The following is a 16,962-nucleotide window of genomic DNA, read 5'->3' on the forward strand; positions in this document are numbered from 1 at the left end:
AGCAGCTTGCAAGGGGTTGCCCTGCAAACTGCTAATTGCAAACTGCAAACTAAAAAGGCTACCACTGCTTAAACCCGTGGTGCAATTGCAAGCCAGCGAGTTCGAGGCTTTTCTTTTTGAGCTTTTGTAAATCAAGACTTTCAATGATAGCATTGGGCAAAAGCACCAGCGAAGTGCCATTGGTTTTCCACCAATCACTATCAATAAGGTGTTGCACATGCAGCACCCCTACCAGGTACTTGCGGTCTTCACGGGCATGCCATTCTTCAATCCACTCAAATTTATCTTTTGGTACTTCTTCTACATTTTCAAAACTTAGGTACACTTTCAGGTAGTAATCATTGGTGAGCTCACCCGGTGTGTGGTGGTACAACTTTTTGTATTCATAGCGATAGTCGTAACGGAGTGCTGAAATATCACTCAACACAGCAGAAGCCGTTGGGAAACTACCGGCTCCTTTGCCATAGAAGAATTGCTTGTCGGCAAAGCCGCTTTCTATCACCACACCGTTGTATTCGTTGCGTACAAACGACAGGTGATCGCTGGCTTGTACAAACTGCGGCAATACGAAAGCAGCTACTTTGCCGCTCTCCAACTTCTTAGCTTGTGCCACCAGTCGAATAACGTAGTGTCTTTCTTCGGCTACCTGTGCGTCAAATGCCTGTACACTTTGAATACCGGTAAATAGAATTTTTTCGGGAGATGTAACAATGCCGTAAGCATGTACCAACAGGTTGTTCCATTTGTTCACAGCATCATAGCCTTCTACATCCAGCTTGGGATTGCTTTCTGCAAAGCCCAACTGCTGAGCCTGCAACAAGGCATCGCGATAGCTCAGTTTCTCTTCAAACATCTTGGTGAGAATGTAGTTGGTACTACCATTCACAATGGCCTGAATGCTGTGCAGCAAATCATTGTCGTAGTATTCTTCCAAATTACGAATCACCGGAATAGACGCACAAGCCGAAGCTTCGTACAAAAACGATTGTCCGGTTTGCTGTTGCAGTTGCAGCAATTCTGTCAAATGTTCTGCTATCATTTTTTTGCTGGCACTCACCACATGCTTGCCACCCAACAATGCCGTTTTTACAATGTAAAAAGCAGCGTCTGCATCATCAATCACTTCTACAATCACATTGATTGCTTCATCATTCAGCAACTCATCTCTCTCTGTGGTAAACAGCTCCGCCGGTGCATTGCGCTTCTTCTCCGGATTCTTGATACACACTCTTTTGATAGAAGCTTTTAAGGATGGCGTTTGCTTCAAAACCTGATACAAACCTTCGCCTACTACACCAAATCCAAACAGACCAATGGTCAACTGTTTATGATGATAATCGGGATGCTCAATGTGTTGTGACATATTTATATGATTTATTGTTTACGGTGTTGATGAAACTATTTGTTATCATTCAAAAATGAATCAATGGCTTTTTCAATGGTATCAAACTCCAGCAAAAAACCATCGTGCCCAAAATGGCTGCTGATGCTTAAAAACTGAGCACCGGGAATTTGATCGGCCAGGTATTGTTGTTCACTCAAGGGAAACAACACATCGCTGTCGATGCCAATCACCAAAGCCTTGGCACGTATGAGCTGCAAGGCTTCAGCCACAGTACCACGGCCACGACCAAGGTTGTGACTATCCATAGTTTTGCTCAGTGTATAATAGCTAAATGCATTGTAGCGGTTGGCCAGTTTTTCGCCCTGATAGCGTTGGTAAGATGCAGCGCCACCTACCGACTCTCCACTATTATCAACTTGCCACTGACTGTTATTCGTGGATTGCTTCAATGCATAGCCTTCGTAACTTCTGTATGAAATCAACGCCATCGCACGGGCTGCTTTCATGCCGGCAATGCCCGCCTGCGGATGCTGTTGCAACCAAGTGCCATCTGCTTCAATAATCATGCGTTGCGTAGTATTGAACGCAATACCCCATGCACTATGAATGGCATTGGTAGCAATGGGAATAATGTGCTCAAACAGTTCAGGTTCTTCAATACTCCACTCCAGCAACTGTTGGCCGCCCATGCTGCCGCCAATACCGATGTGTATTTTTTCGATACCCAAAAAACGGCGTAGCGGTTGATAGCTACGAATCAAATCACGGGTGCTGAAAAAAGGAAAATCGTGATAGTAAGGTTTGCCCGTAGCCACGTTCGTGTCAAGCGGGCCAATGCTGCCGTAGCAACTACCGGGTGTGTTTACACACACAATAAAATACTTGGCGGGATCAATGTATTTGCCGGCCCCCACCAATCCGTCCCACCACTCCTGCGGATTACTGTTGGCAGTGAGTGCATGAAAAATCCACACCACATTATTGCGTTCTGTATTGAGTTGGCCACAGGTGGTGTACGCCAAATGATATTGCGGTAGCTTTTCGCCACTTTCCAGTTCAAATCCTTTCCACTTCAGCTTCTCTGCCGGCGAACACAAATCCTGCGGTACCCGAAAAGTTTTCACTTCGCAGGGGTTTTGTGTTGTGCCGGTTTGTTTATGTGCTTCACTCATGGTAGCTACTGCAATAGATATGGTACAAAGTCACCTGCACCAATTGATGCAGGTGACTTTTTTGATTATGCAAATACTTTATCGAATGCTTGTTGAAAATCAGCTTTGATGTCTTCAATGTGTTCGATACCCACACTTACCCGCACTTGTGCCGGCAATACACCGCTTGCAGCCTGTTCGGTTTCACTCAGTTGCTCATGCGTGGTAGAAGCAGGATGAATCACCAGTGTTTTGGCATCGCCCACATTCGCCAGATTGCTGGCCAGTTGCAAGGCATCAATAAACTGCGTGGCTTTTTCTTTACCGCCTTTCAGACCCACTTGCAACACACCGCCAAAACCATTTTTCAAATATTTTTTAGCGATGGCATGGTAGGGGTTGCTTTCCAAACCGGGATACAACACATACTCCACCTGCGGATGACTTTCCAGCCACTTTGCCAGTGCCAGTGCATTTTGTACGTGGCGTTCTACACGAAGGCTAAGCGTTTCCAGTCCTTGAATAAACTGGAATGAATTGAATGGACTGATAGCCGGACCAAAGTCCCGCAAGCCTTCTACCCTTGCACGAATAGCGAATTGAATGTTTGGCAAACCCAACGGATTATTTACGCCAAACACATCTTTAAACACCAGGCCGTGGTAGCCTTCTGATGGTTCGCTAAACTGTGGAAACTTACCATTGCCCCAGTCATAATTGCCACCATCTACAATTACACCACCAATGCTGGTGCCGTGTCCGCCAATCCACTTGGTAGCACTTTCTACCACAATGTTGGCACCATGTTCGAGAGGGCGAAACAAGAAACCACCTGCAGCAAAAGTGTTGTCTACAATCAGTGGGAGATTGTGTGCTTTTGCCAGCGCAGCAAATTTTTCAAAATCAGGAATATTGAGACGAGGGTTACCAATGGTTTCGAGGTAAATGGCTTTGGTGCTGTCGTCGATGAGTGCTTCAAAGCTGTCTACATTGTCGCCGTCGGCAAAGCGGGCTTCAATGCCGAGACGTTTGAAACCCACTTTGAATTGATTGTAGGTACCGCCGTATAAATACGAGGTCGTTACAAAGTTGTCGCCGGCTTGCAAAATATTGTTGAGGGCAATGAATTGTGCCGCCTGACCGCTGGCCACGGCCAGGGCAGCAACGCCACCTTCCAATGCAGCAATGCGTTGCTCAAACACATCGGTGGTGGGGTTCATAATGCGGGTGTAAATATTGCCGAAAGCTTTCAGGCCAAACAAATTGGCGGCATGCTCGGCATTGTCGAATACGTAAGAAGTAGTTTGATAAATGGGTACAGTACGGCTCTTGGTAGTGGGGTCTACTTGCTGACCGGCGTGTAATTGCAGTGTTTCAAATCTTAACTGGCTCATGATGTTTGTGTTTTTTTTGATAAATGAAATTGCCACCCATTCCCCCACAGGTAAATAGTTACCTGTGGGAGAAAGCCGGGTGAGGGCCGCTTCAAAAACTTATCAGAGGAGTGCTTGGTAGACTTACCCGGAAGAACCTTAGTGCCGGCCGTGCCACACGTACCGGCGATTGATTCTCTGGCCACCGAAACCGGTGGTAAAGGGTACAAAAAAGCTCATCCGGATAAGTCAGGATGAGCTTGATAGTATGCTAATACGATTTGTAATCAAACTTGATCTCTGACTTATCTCTCTCCGTTCACCGGCCGAAACCAGTGTACAGGATGGAGTTGGCACCTTCTATCAGACGAGTACTCCGATAGGGTTGCCAAGGCTTCACAGGGCCATTTCCCTCTGCCTTTCTTGATAAGTTGTTTTGAAAGAACTGCCGCAAATGTAATAGGCTGCTTTCCGAATTTCCAAAACTTTTTTTGAGACTGTTGCAAAATTCAGCGTTCAAAAAAGCAGGAAAGAAAAAAATCCGCAATCGATTTCATGCTTGCAAACCCTTGTGGCACAAGGCTTCAGACAAATCAGGAGGTATGCCATTTGTTAATGTTCACTAACTTGGTGAAAATTATTTTTTCTATTTCAGCACCCGCTTCTAATTTTACCCTCGCTAATACGAAATCAATTTTGTTCTCTGATGAAAAGGGTGAGCCTAAATAGTTGTTGTTGGTAAACGGTACCGTTCTCCGTTTTACCCGCAGCATATTCAACAAAAAAACCTGAATCATCAGTACACATGAGCCAACATCAAGGAGCAGCACAACTGGCCCAATTTGAGGCCTTGCTGCAATTGAATGACCCCACTGCTACACTGGCCGCTGCTGCACATGCATGGCCGGGTGCTGTTGTATTGTCTACCAGTTTTAGTTGGGAAGATCAAATCATTACGCACCTCATTGCGGAGGCCAATTTGCCTATCGGATTGTTTACGTTGGACACTGGCCGTTTGTTTCCGGAAACCTATTCTACCTGGACAGCCACGCTGGAAAAATACCAGCTGCCCATTACCGCTTATTATCCTCAGGCCGATGGCTTACAATCCTACGTAGCGGCCAATGGTCCCAATGCCTTTTATGAATCCGTTGCGCTGCGGCAGCAATGCTGTCACATACGTAAAGTAGAACCACTGCAACGGGCACTGGCCGGTAAAAAAGTATGGATCACCGGCATTCGTGCTGCGCATTCGCCCAACCGGAATGACATGCATCAATTAGAATGGGACGCCACGCATCAGGTAGTAAAATATCATCCGCTGCTGCATTGGTCTACTGAGCAGGTAACAGACTTTATTCAACAACATCACATTCCTGCCAACCCTTTACACCAAAAAGGTTTTGTAAGCATTGGCTGCGCCCCATGTACCAGAGCCGTGCAGCCCGGCGAAGACTTTAGAGCCGGCCGCTGGTGGTGGGAAGATGCCAGCAAAAAAGAATGCGGCCTGCATGTACACAGCGCCTGATTTTAAAAAACAGCACTCACAATGTGCTATAAATACTACAGCATTCATGAGCAGTTATTCATTTGATTATTTAGACCACCTCGAGTCGGAAGCCATACACATTATGCGGGAAGTAGCCGGACAATTTGAACGTCCAGCCCTGCTGTTTAGTGGTGGTAAAGATTCTATTTGCCTGGTGCATCTCGCATTGAAAGCATTTCGCCCCGGAAAGTTTCCATTTCCGTTGGTACACATCGATACCGGTCACAACTTTCCGGAGGCACTCGCCTACCGCGATGCACTGGCTGAAAAAATAGGCGAACGTTTGATTGTACGTCAGGTTGCTGACACCATTCAGCGCCAGCAACTCACTGAACCGAAGGGCAAGTTTGCCAGCCGCAACGCTTTGCAAACCTATACACTGCTCGAAACCATTGAAGAGTTTGAATTTGATTGCTGCATTGGTGGTGCCCGTCGCGATGAAGAAAAAGCGAGGGCAAAAGAAAGAGTGTTTAGTGTGCGGAATGAATTTGGTGAATGGGATCCCAAACAACAACGCCCGGAACTGTGGAGCACTTACAATGGTCGCATTTCGAAGGGCGAAAATGTACGAGCCTTCCCCATCAGCAACTGGACAGAGTTGGATGTATGGAATTACATCCGTCGCGAAGGCATAGAACTGCCATCCATCTACTTTGCTCACGACCGTGAAGTGCTGGTGCATGACGATCAACTCATTGCTGTTTCTGATTTTATTCAAATTGAAGCAGGTGATGTGGTAGCCGTGAAGAAAGTTCGCTATCGTACTGTTGGCGATATGACTTGTACTGCTGCTGTAGAAAGCCATGCAGCAACTCTCGATGAAGTGGTGAATGAAATCATTGCCACCCGCATCAGCGAACGTGGAGAAACCCGCATCGACGACCGCGTAACCGAAGCGGCTATGGAAGACAGGAAGAAGAATGGATACTTCTAAATTCTATGATGTCTGATGTACGATGGCTGATTTTGTAACCAGCGATTCGGTGATTAACTTATAGACCAAAATCGCCGGAACATGACAAGACAAGAACTAGAAAACCGTACAAAGAAATTTCATGTAGATGTAATTAAGCGCTGTAATGATTTTCCAAAAAATGCAGCAGGCTTTGAAACAGCAAGACAACTCATCAGATCGGCAGGAAGTGTTGGAGCCAATTACAGAGCCAGCAAAAGAGCTAAGTCAACAGCAGACTTTATACATAAAATTCAGATAGTAATTGAAGAAGCAGATGAAAGTCATTATTGGTTAGAAATTGTAAAAGAATCTGAGCTAACTCAATCCGATGTATTAGATCGGTTAATTCAAGAAGCTAATGAACTGACAGCGATATTCACCGCAACCGATAAAACAGCAAAAGCAAACAGAGATAATTTGAAATCATAGTTTGATGTGTTTTCCAAATCAGACATCACACATCAGACATCAAAAAATGAACACATGGATTTACTTCGCTTTATAACCGCCGGCAGTGTTGATGATGGCAAGAGCACTTTAATTGGTCGTTTGCTGTACGACAGCAAGAGCATATTGGTAGACCAACTGGAAGCCATAGAAAGGCAAACCAAAAACAAAGCCAATGGCGAAATTGATCTGGCATTGCTGACGGATGGACTTCGTGCCGAACGTGAGCAAGGCATTACCATTGATGTGGCTTATAAATACTTTTCTACGCCCAAACGCAAATTCATTATTGCGGATGCGCCGGGCCACATTCAGTACACCCGCAACATGGTGACGGGTGCCAGCAATTCCGAACTTATTATTGTACTCATTGATGCCCGCCAAGGCGTGGTGGAACAAACTCGACGCCACAGCATTATTGCCTCGCTGCTGCGCATACCCAAAGTAGTGGTAGCCATCAACAAAATGGACCTTGTTGATTTTTCGGAAGACGTGTACAACAACATCGTGATTGACTATACACAGATTGCAGCAAAACTGGGCCTGAAAGATGTAACCTATGTACCCATTTCTGCACTCAATGGCGACAACATCGTTGACAAAACCGACAGTATGCCCTGGTATAAAGGACTGCCTTTGCTGGAGTTTTTGGAAACAGTGGAAATAGCAGAAAACATCAACCTGTCACAAGGTCGCTTTCCCGTACAGTACGTAATACGACCTCAAACAGAAGAACTGCACGACTACCGTGGTTATGCCGGCAAAATCATCAGCGGCACTTACAAAGTGGGAGAACCAGTAACGGTATTGCCAGCAGGCATTCAAACAACGGTATCCCGCATCGAACATAACTTCAAAGACGTGACAGAAGCACATGCGCCACAAAGCATTGTATTGCATCTTAAAGATGATGTAGATGTAAGCCGTGGCGATGTAATTGTACCCACCTCTTTTTTACCCAAGCAAAGCAATGAACTGGAAGTGCTGCTCTGCTGGATGGATACCAAACCCTTGCTGAGTGGCAACAAATATCAGCTGCAACTCAACAGCAGCCGGGTACGTGCCGTGGTAAAAAACATTGAGTACAAAATTGATGTGAATACGCTGGAAAACATTCGCTTTGATGGCAGTGTGAAACTCAATGAAGTTGTAAAAGCGACCATTCGTACAGCAGTAGCCCTGCCATACGACAGCTACGCCGACCTGAGAGCCAATGGTGGCGCCATCCTCATCGATGATACCAGCAACATTACTGTAGGTGCCTGCATGATTCAGTAATCAAAGACCAAAAGAATTTTTGGCATATAGCCGCATCATTATTGTTCACCTTTTTAGTGAAATCAACTTGACAACATTCACAGCACCGCCCACAGGAAAAGTCATCATTATTGGTGCCGGCCCCAGCGACCCGGAATTGCTGACGTTAAAAGCAGCCCGGCATTTGGCACAAGCCGATGTGGTACTGGTTGATCGCCTGGTCAATCCTGCCATTACGCAGCAGTTTGCACCTCAAGCCATCATTATTCCTGTTGGTAAACAATGCCGTAAAGACAAGAGTACGCCGCAACTCACCATCAACGAATTGCTGGTACACCATGCCCGCATGCACCGCAATGTGATTCGCTTAAAAGGCGGTGATATCAGCATTTTCAGCAACATCCTCGATGAACTAGAAACACTCGAAGCCCACCAGATTGCTTTCGAGCTGGTGCCGGGAGTAACAGCAGCATTAGGCACTGCCGCTGTGGCTGGCGTTCCACTTACAGCAAGAAATATTTCGAGAGGTGTTCGTTTTCTAACCTACTATAACCATGATGCCGTAGATGAAGCCGAATGGCAAAACCTTGCCAACACCAGCGACACATTGGTGTTTTACATGAGTGGCGAAACCTGTTTCACCCTTGCGGAAACACTGATGGCACATGGCAAAAAAGGAGACACACCTATATTACTGGCAGAGCAAGCCACAACGCCGTTGCAACAGTTTCAGTTGAGCACACTCGCCAATTGTAGTAACGAATGGCAGCAGCATCGCTTTCTATCACCGGCATTACTCATCATTGGCGAAGCTGCACAACTGCACAAGCGTTTCATGTGGACCAGCAACGCACAAACCAATACAGAATTTTTTGATCCGGTAACCGTGATACCAACATTACCTGCAGCTAAGCCTGCTGAAACCGTTACCATAGTTCGTTAATCCATCTCAATTACTCCATCATGTTGGCTCCCGCAAAATTGCAACAATTACATGCCCTCATTGACCAAAGCACTTCGGAAGAGTGGTTGTGGATGAGTGGCTACCTCGCAGGATTGGCCAGAGGAAACGACGCTGCGCAACTGCCGCCTGCAAGTAATAAAGCCACTGCAAATGGCACCGTAACCGTACTCTATGGCACAGAAACCGGCAACTCCAAAAAAGTGGCCACTACCCTCGCCGGCAAACTGAAACAAGCCGGAAGAAAAACAAAATTAGTTGCTGCCGAACAATACAAACTGCAACAACTGAGTGCTGAAGAAACCTTGCTCATTGCCATCAGCACACAAGGTGAAGGCGAGCCGCCTACCAACGCAAAAGTATTGTATGATTACTTGCATCAATTGCAAACACCATTGCAGGGCTTGCAATATGCGGTGGTTGCCTTAGGCAGTAAATCATACCCTTTATTTTGTCAGGCCGGCATTGATGTGGATGCACAGCTCAAAAGACTGCAGGCCACAGCCATCGCTCCCATTGCGCTATGCGATGATGATTATGAACCCGTAGCCGATGCGTGGATGAGTAATGTACTCACTGCATTGCAACAGCAGGCACCGGTAGCAAAACCTGCAGCAGCAGTGGTTTCGGTACAAAGCAGTGGCAAAAAAACGTTCACCGCTACTCTCGGTGTCAATCAATTGCTGAACGATACCGGCAGTAATAAAAAGGTGCACCATCTTGAATTTGATTTACCCGAAGAGCTGGTGTATTTACCGGGAAACGCCGTGGGCGTTACCCCGCATAACTCCGCTTCCGTTGTAGCACAAATCATTCAACTGCTACAGGTACAACCCGATGCTATCTTTAGTTTCAAACAGCAATCAGCATCAGCCAAACACTTGCTCACACAGGTCGTTAGCATTTCTCACCTTACTACCGCTGTGGTAAAAAAATATGCGCAACTCATTCAAACAGACATTCCAGACACCCGCATCGATTTGTTTGATTTGCTGCGCATTTATCCTTGGCCTTCAGAGTTTGCCCCGCAACAACTGTTTGACATTCTCAACCCTATTACACCAAGACTCTACACCATTTCTTCATCACCCAACACCCACCCTGGGCAAATTCATTTAACGGCAGCATTGCATGAATTTGATACAGAAGAAGGCAGCAAACATGGCTTTGGCTCTACTTATGTAACGCAACTCAAACCGGGCACCAAAGTGGACATGTTCCTGCATCAGCAAAAACATTTTCAGATTCCCCGCTCCGATCGTCACCTCATAATGCTGGCTTATGGCACAGGCATAGCACCGTTTCGCAGTATGGTGGCAGAAAGAGATGCCACGGGAGCCAGCGGTAAAAACTGGTTGCTGTTTGCAGAAGAAAACCGGGTAACCGATTTCTATTACCAAAGCGAATGGCAGAGCTTGCACGAAACCGGCAGCCTGCATCAATGGCATGTAGGTTTTTCTACCAATACACAGCAACAAAAATCATTGCCACAATTGGTACTGGAGCATGAAGAGCAACTGTGGCAATGGCTGAACAGTGGTGCGTATGTATTCATTAGTGGAGAAAAAGCTGTAGCCGGTAAACCAGTAGAGGAAGCCTTGTTGCAACTCATTGCCCGCAAACAACAAAGCAGTGAAGAAGCTGCTGCCAACTATTTGAAAGAGCTGGCCAAAGAAGGCCGCTACGCAAAAGAGTTGTATTAATTCATTCTATCCATTTCATAAGCAGCATACATGAAACCATCACCGGTTGAAAAAATAAAAAAAGAAAGTCAGGGACTGCGGGGCACACTCACAGAAGCGCTGCAAAATGATTTGACAGGCGCCGTGAGTGAAGCCGATTTGCAGGTCATCAAATTTCATGGCATGTACCTGCAAGACGACCGCGACAGAAGAGAAGAACGGGCCGCCAAAAAACTGGAACGCCTCTACTCTTTTATGATTCGCCTTCGCCTGCCTGGCGGTACTTTAACTGCTGACCAATGGTTGGCAACGCATCATATAGCCGGCGAACATTCTACAGGCGTTATCAAAATCACCACTCGACAAACCATACAATTACATGGCTTGTTGAAGTCAGACATCAAACCAACGATACAGGCATTTAATGCCGCCCAATTAGACAGCATTGCTACCTGCGGCGACATCAACCGAAACGTTGCTGCCAGTTCGCATCCTGCATTCTCTCCCATTCATGCACAAGTGCATGCCTATGCCGATAAAATCAGCAGCCTGCTCATGCCCAAAACAAGGGCTTACTATGAAATATGGCTGGATGAAGAAAAACTAGCCGATCGTTCGGAAGAAGATCCCCTGTACCAAGACCGTTATCTGCCGAGAAAATTTAAAATCGGCATTGCCATTCCACCCAACAATGATGTGGATGTGTATACGAATGATTTGGGATTGATTGCCATCATCGAAAACAATGAGTTGATTGGTTTCAACATTGCCATTGGTGGCGGCCTTAGCCAAACCCATGGCAATACAGCCACTTACCCTCGATTGGCCAGCACCATTGGTTTTGTGGCAGGCGAAGAAAACACCCTGAAAGTGATTTATGAAATACTGACGGTGCAAAGAGATTATGGCAACCGCAGCGATAGAAAACTGGCCCGTTTAAAGTATACCGTTGACAACCTTGGCCTCGATAAATACAAAGCCGAAGTAGAACGCAGGAGTGGCGTCACCATTGAACCCGCTAAGCCGGTACAGTTTGATGCCCGGCAAGATTTGTTTGGCTGGCAGCAAGCCACCAATGGATTGTGGTATTATACTGTGTTTGTAGAACATGGCCGTGTAACGGATGATGCCAACGCAGCTACCAAAACTGCTTTGTATGAAATAGCCAAAACAGGCAAATGCAATTTTCGTTTTACCAGCAATCAAAACGTGATTGTGGCTGATGTGCAGGAGCAAGACAAAGCCGCTATTGATGCATTGCTGGAACAATTTTCTGTGAAAGCCTTTACAGAATACAGCAGTGCAGTTCGCAAAAACAGCATGGCTTGTGTTGCCTTCAATACATGTCCGTTAGCATTGGCAGAAGCGCAACGGTATCTGCCTTCACTCATTTCCAAAATAGAACCGCTGTTGGAGAAACATGGCTTGCAAGAGGAAGAAATCATTGTTCGCATGACGGGCTGCCCCAATGGCTGCGGTCGTTCGCCAGCTGCTGAAATAGGATTTATCGGCACGGCGTATGGCTTGTACAATTTGCATATTGGTGGCGATAGAATTGGCAAACGCCTGAATGTAAAATACCAGGAAAATGTAGACGAAGCGAGTATTTTACAAGAGCTTGACGCATTGTTTGCAACGTATGTGCAGCAAAAGCAACCCAACGAAAATTTTGGCGATTTCAGTTATCGCTTTGTTCAAAACAGCAGTAAGTAAGATGAGTGCGAAATTGTTGATAGAAGATGAAGTGGCCTCTGCCAAGGAATCCAACCCATTGTTTCCGGTGTTTGTAAAACTGGAACAAATGCGGGTGCTGGTAATTGGTGCCGGTCCTGTGGGTACAGAAAAACTACATGCCATTTTGAGCAATTCGCCCCGTACCAACATTACGGTACTGGCCGAAGTATTCAGCCTGGGCATGCAGCAGTTATTGCAGCAGCATCCGCATATTCAACAGCTGCAGGCATCTTATTCTCCTGATCATCTTTCCCTTGCTGATGTAGTGATGGTGGCGGTAAATAACCGAGCACTTGCAGAAGACATTTACCATGAAGCCAAGCAACAGCACAAATGGGTAAACGTGGCAGACACACCCGACCTCTGTGATTTTTACTTATCGTCTGTGGTAAAAAAAGGACAGGTAAAAATTGCGATTTCTACCAACGGAAAATCGCCCACACTCGCCAAGCGTTTGAAAGAAGTATTGCATGACAGCCTGCCCGACGAGTTAGATGCATTGGCCAACAACCTGCATCAGGTACGCAGCAAACTCAGCGGCGATTTTGATAAGAAAGTAAAACAGCTAAATAAAATCACCGCCTCTTTGCATGTAGATGAATCGAAAGACCAACGTAGCCGGTGGTTCAATATTGCCCGCTGGTCGTTGATTGTGTTTGCCTCCATGCTCATTGGTCATTTCATTTTTTCCTACATCCCTTTTCAGGCATTGGCCGATGGCAGTATTGATTTGTATTTACAGCTCGATAACAACTTTGGCTGGATATTGCTGGCAGGTTTTCTCGCCCAAATTATTGATGGTTCATTGGGTATGGGCTATGGCATCACATCTGCTACCATCATGCTTTCCGCAGGAGTACCACCGGCTGCCATGAGTGGCAGCATACACACAGCAGAAATGTTTGCCAGCGGCGCCAGCGGATTGAGCCATTACCGTTTTGGCAACGTCAATAAAAAACTATTCAAAGCCATTGTGATACCAGGTGTTATTGGAGCAGTGGTTGGTGCCTGGTTGTTGGTAGAATTTGGCGAAAGCCATGCTCAATACCTGCGCCCCATGATGGCATGTTACACCTTGTTTTTGGGTGTGAAATTTATTTTCAATGCTTTTAAAACAACGGTACCCAAAAAGAAATTCAAGCACTACAAATTGTTAGCCGGCACCGGTGGTTTCCTTGATTCTTTTGGCGGCGGTGGCTGGGGGCCCATTGTTACCAGCACCCTCATCAACCGTGGTCGTACACCCAAGTACGTGATAGGTACCGTAAGCTTGACCGAATTTTTTGTTACGCTCAGTAGTGCCTTCGCCTTTTTTATCATGATAGGCGTGAGCCATTGGCAAGCGATTGTCGCACTCATCATTGGCAGTCTTATTGCCGCCCCAATTGCTGCAAGGCTGGCAGGCAAAATGCCCCGCAAAACAGCCTTCTTATTGTTGGGTTGTTTGGTGATTGTATGGAGCACCAAAATCCTCATTAAAATTTTCTAAGAATTTATTTTCAAAGAATTTGTTTTGTTCACTGTTTTAATGAACATTTGAAATCTCATAAAACGATGGTTTATTAACCATCGATAATATCTCCATTTCTTTTATTAGCATATCGAAAAACATGAATCAACAACACACATCATTTTTGTTCACTGTTTTAGTGTACTTTAAAAAATTTACACTAGCGGTATTCTTCATTATTGCAGCCAATATTGCTTTCGCACAACTAAACGGCTCTGTTCAAATTAGTGGACGGGTAGTAAATGAATCCGGCAGTCCGCTGGAAGGCGTTAGTATTGTATTGAAAGGCGGTACGCAAGGTACAGCGTCAGACTCTGCAGGCAACTTTTCATTCATCATCAACCAACGCTTTCCGTTTACCCTTGTATTTACCAGTGTCGGGTATGCGCCATACCAGTTGGAAGTACGGAATGCCCGATCGAATGTGGCAGTACAACTTACAACGCAAACCTTTATTGCCAACGAAGTAGTGGTTACCGCCAGTCGTGCCGAGGAATCGAGATTGAAGTCGCCGGTAGCTATTGAAAAGCTAAGCATACGGGCCTTGAAAGAAACACCAGCACCCTCCTTTTACGATGCATTAGCCAATGTAAAGGGTGTACAACTCACCACGTCTTCCCTTACGTTTAAAGTGCCCAATACCCGTGGCTTTAATAATCCTAACAACTTTCGATTTATGCAAGTTGTAGATGGGGTTGATATGCAGGCCGCTACGCTGGGTGTGCCACTGGGCAATACTATTGGTCCAACAGAACTAGACATTCAATCAGTAGAAATTACACCGGGTGCAGCTTCAGCTTTGTATGGTATGAATGCCATCAATGGCATGGCCAATCTCATCACGAAAAGCCCTTTCAATCATCGTGGGTTGAGCTTTTACCAAAAGCTGGGAGTAAACCATGTAGATGGCAAAGACCGCGACCCAAGTATTCTTACAGAAACTGCCGTTCGCTGGGCTGATGTGATTGGTGAAAAATGGGCGTATAAAATCAATTTCAGTTATCTGAAAGGAACCGATTGGGTAAGCAGCACCGCTACCGATCAAAACACGGCTGCTAACAGTCGCTTTCCGGAGCTCAATGGCATTGGCAACAACCCCGGCTATGATGCATGGAACAAGTATGGCGATGAAAACAACAACAATGTTTCTGTACAAGTAAGGTACAACGGTCGCAATGAAACGTTTAATGTGCGGAGAACAGGTTATTGGGAAAAAGATCTGGTGAGCCCTACCGTTGAAAACCTGAAGTTTGATGCCGGACTTCACTATAAAATCAATCGCAACCTCGAAGCCTCTTACGCCTATCGCATTGGCGAAATGGATGGCATATTTCAGCGGGGAAATAAAATTCAATTGGATGGCGTAGTGGTGCAAAACCACAAGCTTGAATTAAAAGGAAAAACCTTTTTTGTACGAGGCTATGTGAGCATTGAAAATACAGGGAACAGTTACAATCTGAAACCACTCAGCGACAATCTTGATTTGACGCACTTAAGCAATGCCCAATGGGCCAGCAAATTTGCAGGCAGTTTACAAAGCTCCATTGATGGCGGCACATCCCTTGCTGAAGCCATGCGCCAGGCAAGACTGGTAGCCGATGCGGGCCGTGTAGAACCGGGCACACCGGCTTTTGAGCAACTCAAACAAACCATTGTCGGCATCAACAATTGGGACCATGCCAACCTGGTGCCTGCAGTACCCAATGCCCCGGCTACCGGTGGTGCGTGGCTTACGCAGAAAAGCCGCATTTACCATTTCGATACGCAATGGGATTTGAGTGATGAAATCAAATTTGCCAACCTGTTGGTGGGTGCCGATTGGCGTACATACGAAGTGATTCCTGATGGCAACAACTTTGTTGACTTCAGCAAGCCATTGGATAAACGTACCACACCCGGTGGCAACAATGTATACTATCATAAATACGGCGTGTTTGCACAATTGAGTAAAGCATTCTTCAAAGACAAACTGAAACTCACCGCATCAGCAAGGGTAGATCAGAACCTCGAATTCAATCCGAAGTTCAATCCACGCATTGCCGCTATTTGGTCGGTTACACCAAAGCAAACCCTGCGGGTTTCCTTTCAAAACGGATTTCGCTTCCCTGCTTTGTTTGAAGCACTCAGCTATGTCAACAACGGTAATGTGCGAAGAGTGGGTGGATTGGCTTACATCAATGAAGGATTGGGCTATCTGGAAAACAGCTACACTCTGGCAAGTGTGAATGCATTCAACAATGCCGTAAACAGAGATGTAGACAATGGAACAGCACGAAATACGGCTGCACTCAACAATCGCAATCTGTTGTCTATTACCAACCTTTCACCTACCCGTCCGGAAAGAGTCAATTCATTTGAAGCTGGTTACAGAAGTATTTTACTCAACAACAAACTTACCATTGACGTAGATGTGTATTTCAATGTGTACGATGGATTCCTCGGACAAGTAGAGGTAGCAGTGCCATCAACAGACAAAGTAGGTACAGATGCTTCGGTGCTGGATATGCTGAGCAGCAACCGGGCAAGGCAAATTCGTTATCGGGTGTATACCAATGCCAAAAATCAATATACCAGTTATGGTGCGGCTGCGGGCATCACCTACAACTTTTATAAGACCTACACATTTAGTGCCAATGCCAACTACAACAAACTGAAAGAAAATGAAAGCAGCGATGTTTTTCTCACTGGCTTCAATACACCAGACTGGGTTGTAAATGTGTCGTTTGGCAACCGCGAAGTGGTGAAGAATGTTGGCTTCAATATTGTGTGGCGTTGGCAAAATGCTTTCAACTGGGAAAGCCCCTTGGCAATAGGTCGTGTGGAAGCCAACCAGCAGGTAGATGCACAAGTGAACTATCGCATTCCAAAACTGCATGCGACCATCAAACTGGGCGCCAGCAACCTGTTCAACAACCGTTACATCCAATATGCAGCCGGACCTACCATCGGCGGTTTGTATTACACATCCGTTACGCTGGATGGCTTGTTCAAATAACTT

Annotated in this window: 12 protein-coding genes and 1 riboswitch; of the genes, 9 read left to right on the forward strand and 3 right to left on the reverse strand. The window is 46.0% G+C overall.

Going from position 1 to position 16,962, the window contains the following annotated elements; genetic code table 11:
• Positions 1-58: 58 nt before the first annotated feature.
• The 3 genes from V7Q13_RS14435 to V7Q13_RS14445 all read right to left on the reverse strand — a co-directional run bounded on the left by V7Q13_RS14435 (position 59) and on the right by V7Q13_RS14445 (position 3,890).
• Entirely contained in the window at positions 59-1,363 is a 1,305-nt protein-coding gene (locus tag V7Q13_RS14435) for a homoserine dehydrogenase (protein ID WP_333801367.1), read from the reverse strand.
• A 35-nt stretch (positions 1,364-1,398) separates the two neighbouring features.
• Entirely contained in the window at positions 1,399-2,517 is a 1,119-nt protein-coding gene (locus V7Q13_RS14440; RefSeq protein WP_333801368.1) for a homoserine O-acetyltransferase family protein, read from the reverse strand.
• A gap of 65 nt (positions 2,518-2,582) precedes the next feature.
• A complete protein-coding gene (locus tag V7Q13_RS14445) occupies positions 2,583-3,890 on the reverse strand; it encodes an O-acetylhomoserine aminocarboxypropyltransferase/cysteine synthase family protein (protein WP_333801369.1) in 1,308 nt (435 codons plus the stop codon).
• 281 nt (positions 3,891-4,171) lie between these two features.
• Positions 4,172-4,302, reverse strand: a riboswitch (SAM riboswitch).
• A gap of 372 nt (positions 4,303-4,674) precedes the next feature.
• Between V7Q13_RS14445 and V7Q13_RS14450 the strand changes: the two genes are divergently transcribed.
• From V7Q13_RS14450 to V7Q13_RS14490, 9 genes are all read left to right on the forward strand, one after another.
• Positions 4,675-5,397: a phosphoadenylyl-sulfate reductase gene (locus V7Q13_RS14450; protein ID WP_333801370.1), complete on the forward strand. Its 723-nt coding sequence runs from the start codon at positions 4,675-4,677 to the stop codon at positions 5,395-5,397.
• Positions 5,398-5,443: 46 nt separating this feature from the next.
• Complete coding sequence (gene cysD, locus V7Q13_RS14455; RefSeq protein ID WP_442958262.1) at positions 5,444-6,352, forward strand: sulfate adenylyltransferase subunit CysD; 909 nt, start codon at positions 5,444-5,446, stop codon at positions 6,350-6,352.
• An 81-nt stretch (positions 6,353-6,433) separates the two neighbouring features.
• Positions 6,434-6,802: a four helix bundle protein gene (locus V7Q13_RS14460; RefSeq protein ID WP_333801372.1), complete on the forward strand. Its 369-nt coding sequence runs from the start codon at positions 6,434-6,436 to the stop codon at positions 6,800-6,802.
• A 54-nt stretch (positions 6,803-6,856) separates the two neighbouring features.
• Complete coding sequence (locus V7Q13_RS14465; RefSeq protein ID WP_333801373.1) at positions 6,857-8,098, forward strand: sulfate adenylyltransferase subunit 1; 1,242 nt, start codon at positions 6,857-6,859, stop codon at positions 8,096-8,098.
• Positions 8,099-8,165: 67 nt separating this feature from the next.
• On the forward strand, positions 8,166-9,020 hold the full coding sequence (gene cobA, locus V7Q13_RS14470) for a uroporphyrinogen-III C-methyltransferase (protein ID WP_333801374.1): 855 nt from the start codon (positions 8,166-8,168) through the stop codon (positions 9,018-9,020).
• A gap of 20 nt (positions 9,021-9,040) precedes the next feature.
• On the forward strand, positions 9,041-10,741 hold the full coding sequence (locus V7Q13_RS14475; protein WP_333801375.1) for a diflavin oxidoreductase: 1,701 nt from the start codon (positions 9,041-9,043) through the stop codon (positions 10,739-10,741).
• Between the two features lie 30 nt (positions 10,742-10,771).
• A complete protein-coding gene (locus V7Q13_RS14480; protein WP_333801376.1) occupies positions 10,772-12,433 on the forward strand; it encodes an NADPH-dependent assimilatory sulfite reductase hemoprotein subunit in 1,662 nt (553 codons plus the stop codon).
• Position 12,434: 1 nt separating this feature from the next.
• Positions 12,435-13,943 carry a TSUP family transporter gene (locus tag V7Q13_RS14485; RefSeq protein ID WP_333801377.1) on the forward strand — a complete coding sequence of 503 codons (1,509 nt, stop codon included), beginning with the start codon at positions 12,435-12,437 and terminating at the stop codon, positions 13,941-13,943.
• Positions 13,944-14,064: 121 nt separating this feature from the next.
• A complete protein-coding gene (locus V7Q13_RS14490; protein ID WP_333801378.1) occupies positions 14,065-16,959 on the forward strand; it encodes a TonB-dependent receptor in 2,895 nt (964 codons plus the stop codon).
• Positions 16,960-16,962: the final 3 nt, after the last annotated feature.

The organism is Phnomibacter sp., from assembly GCF_036803085.1.
Lineage (GTDB): Bacteria > Bacteroidota > Bacteroidia > Chitinophagales > Chitinophagaceae > Phnomibacter.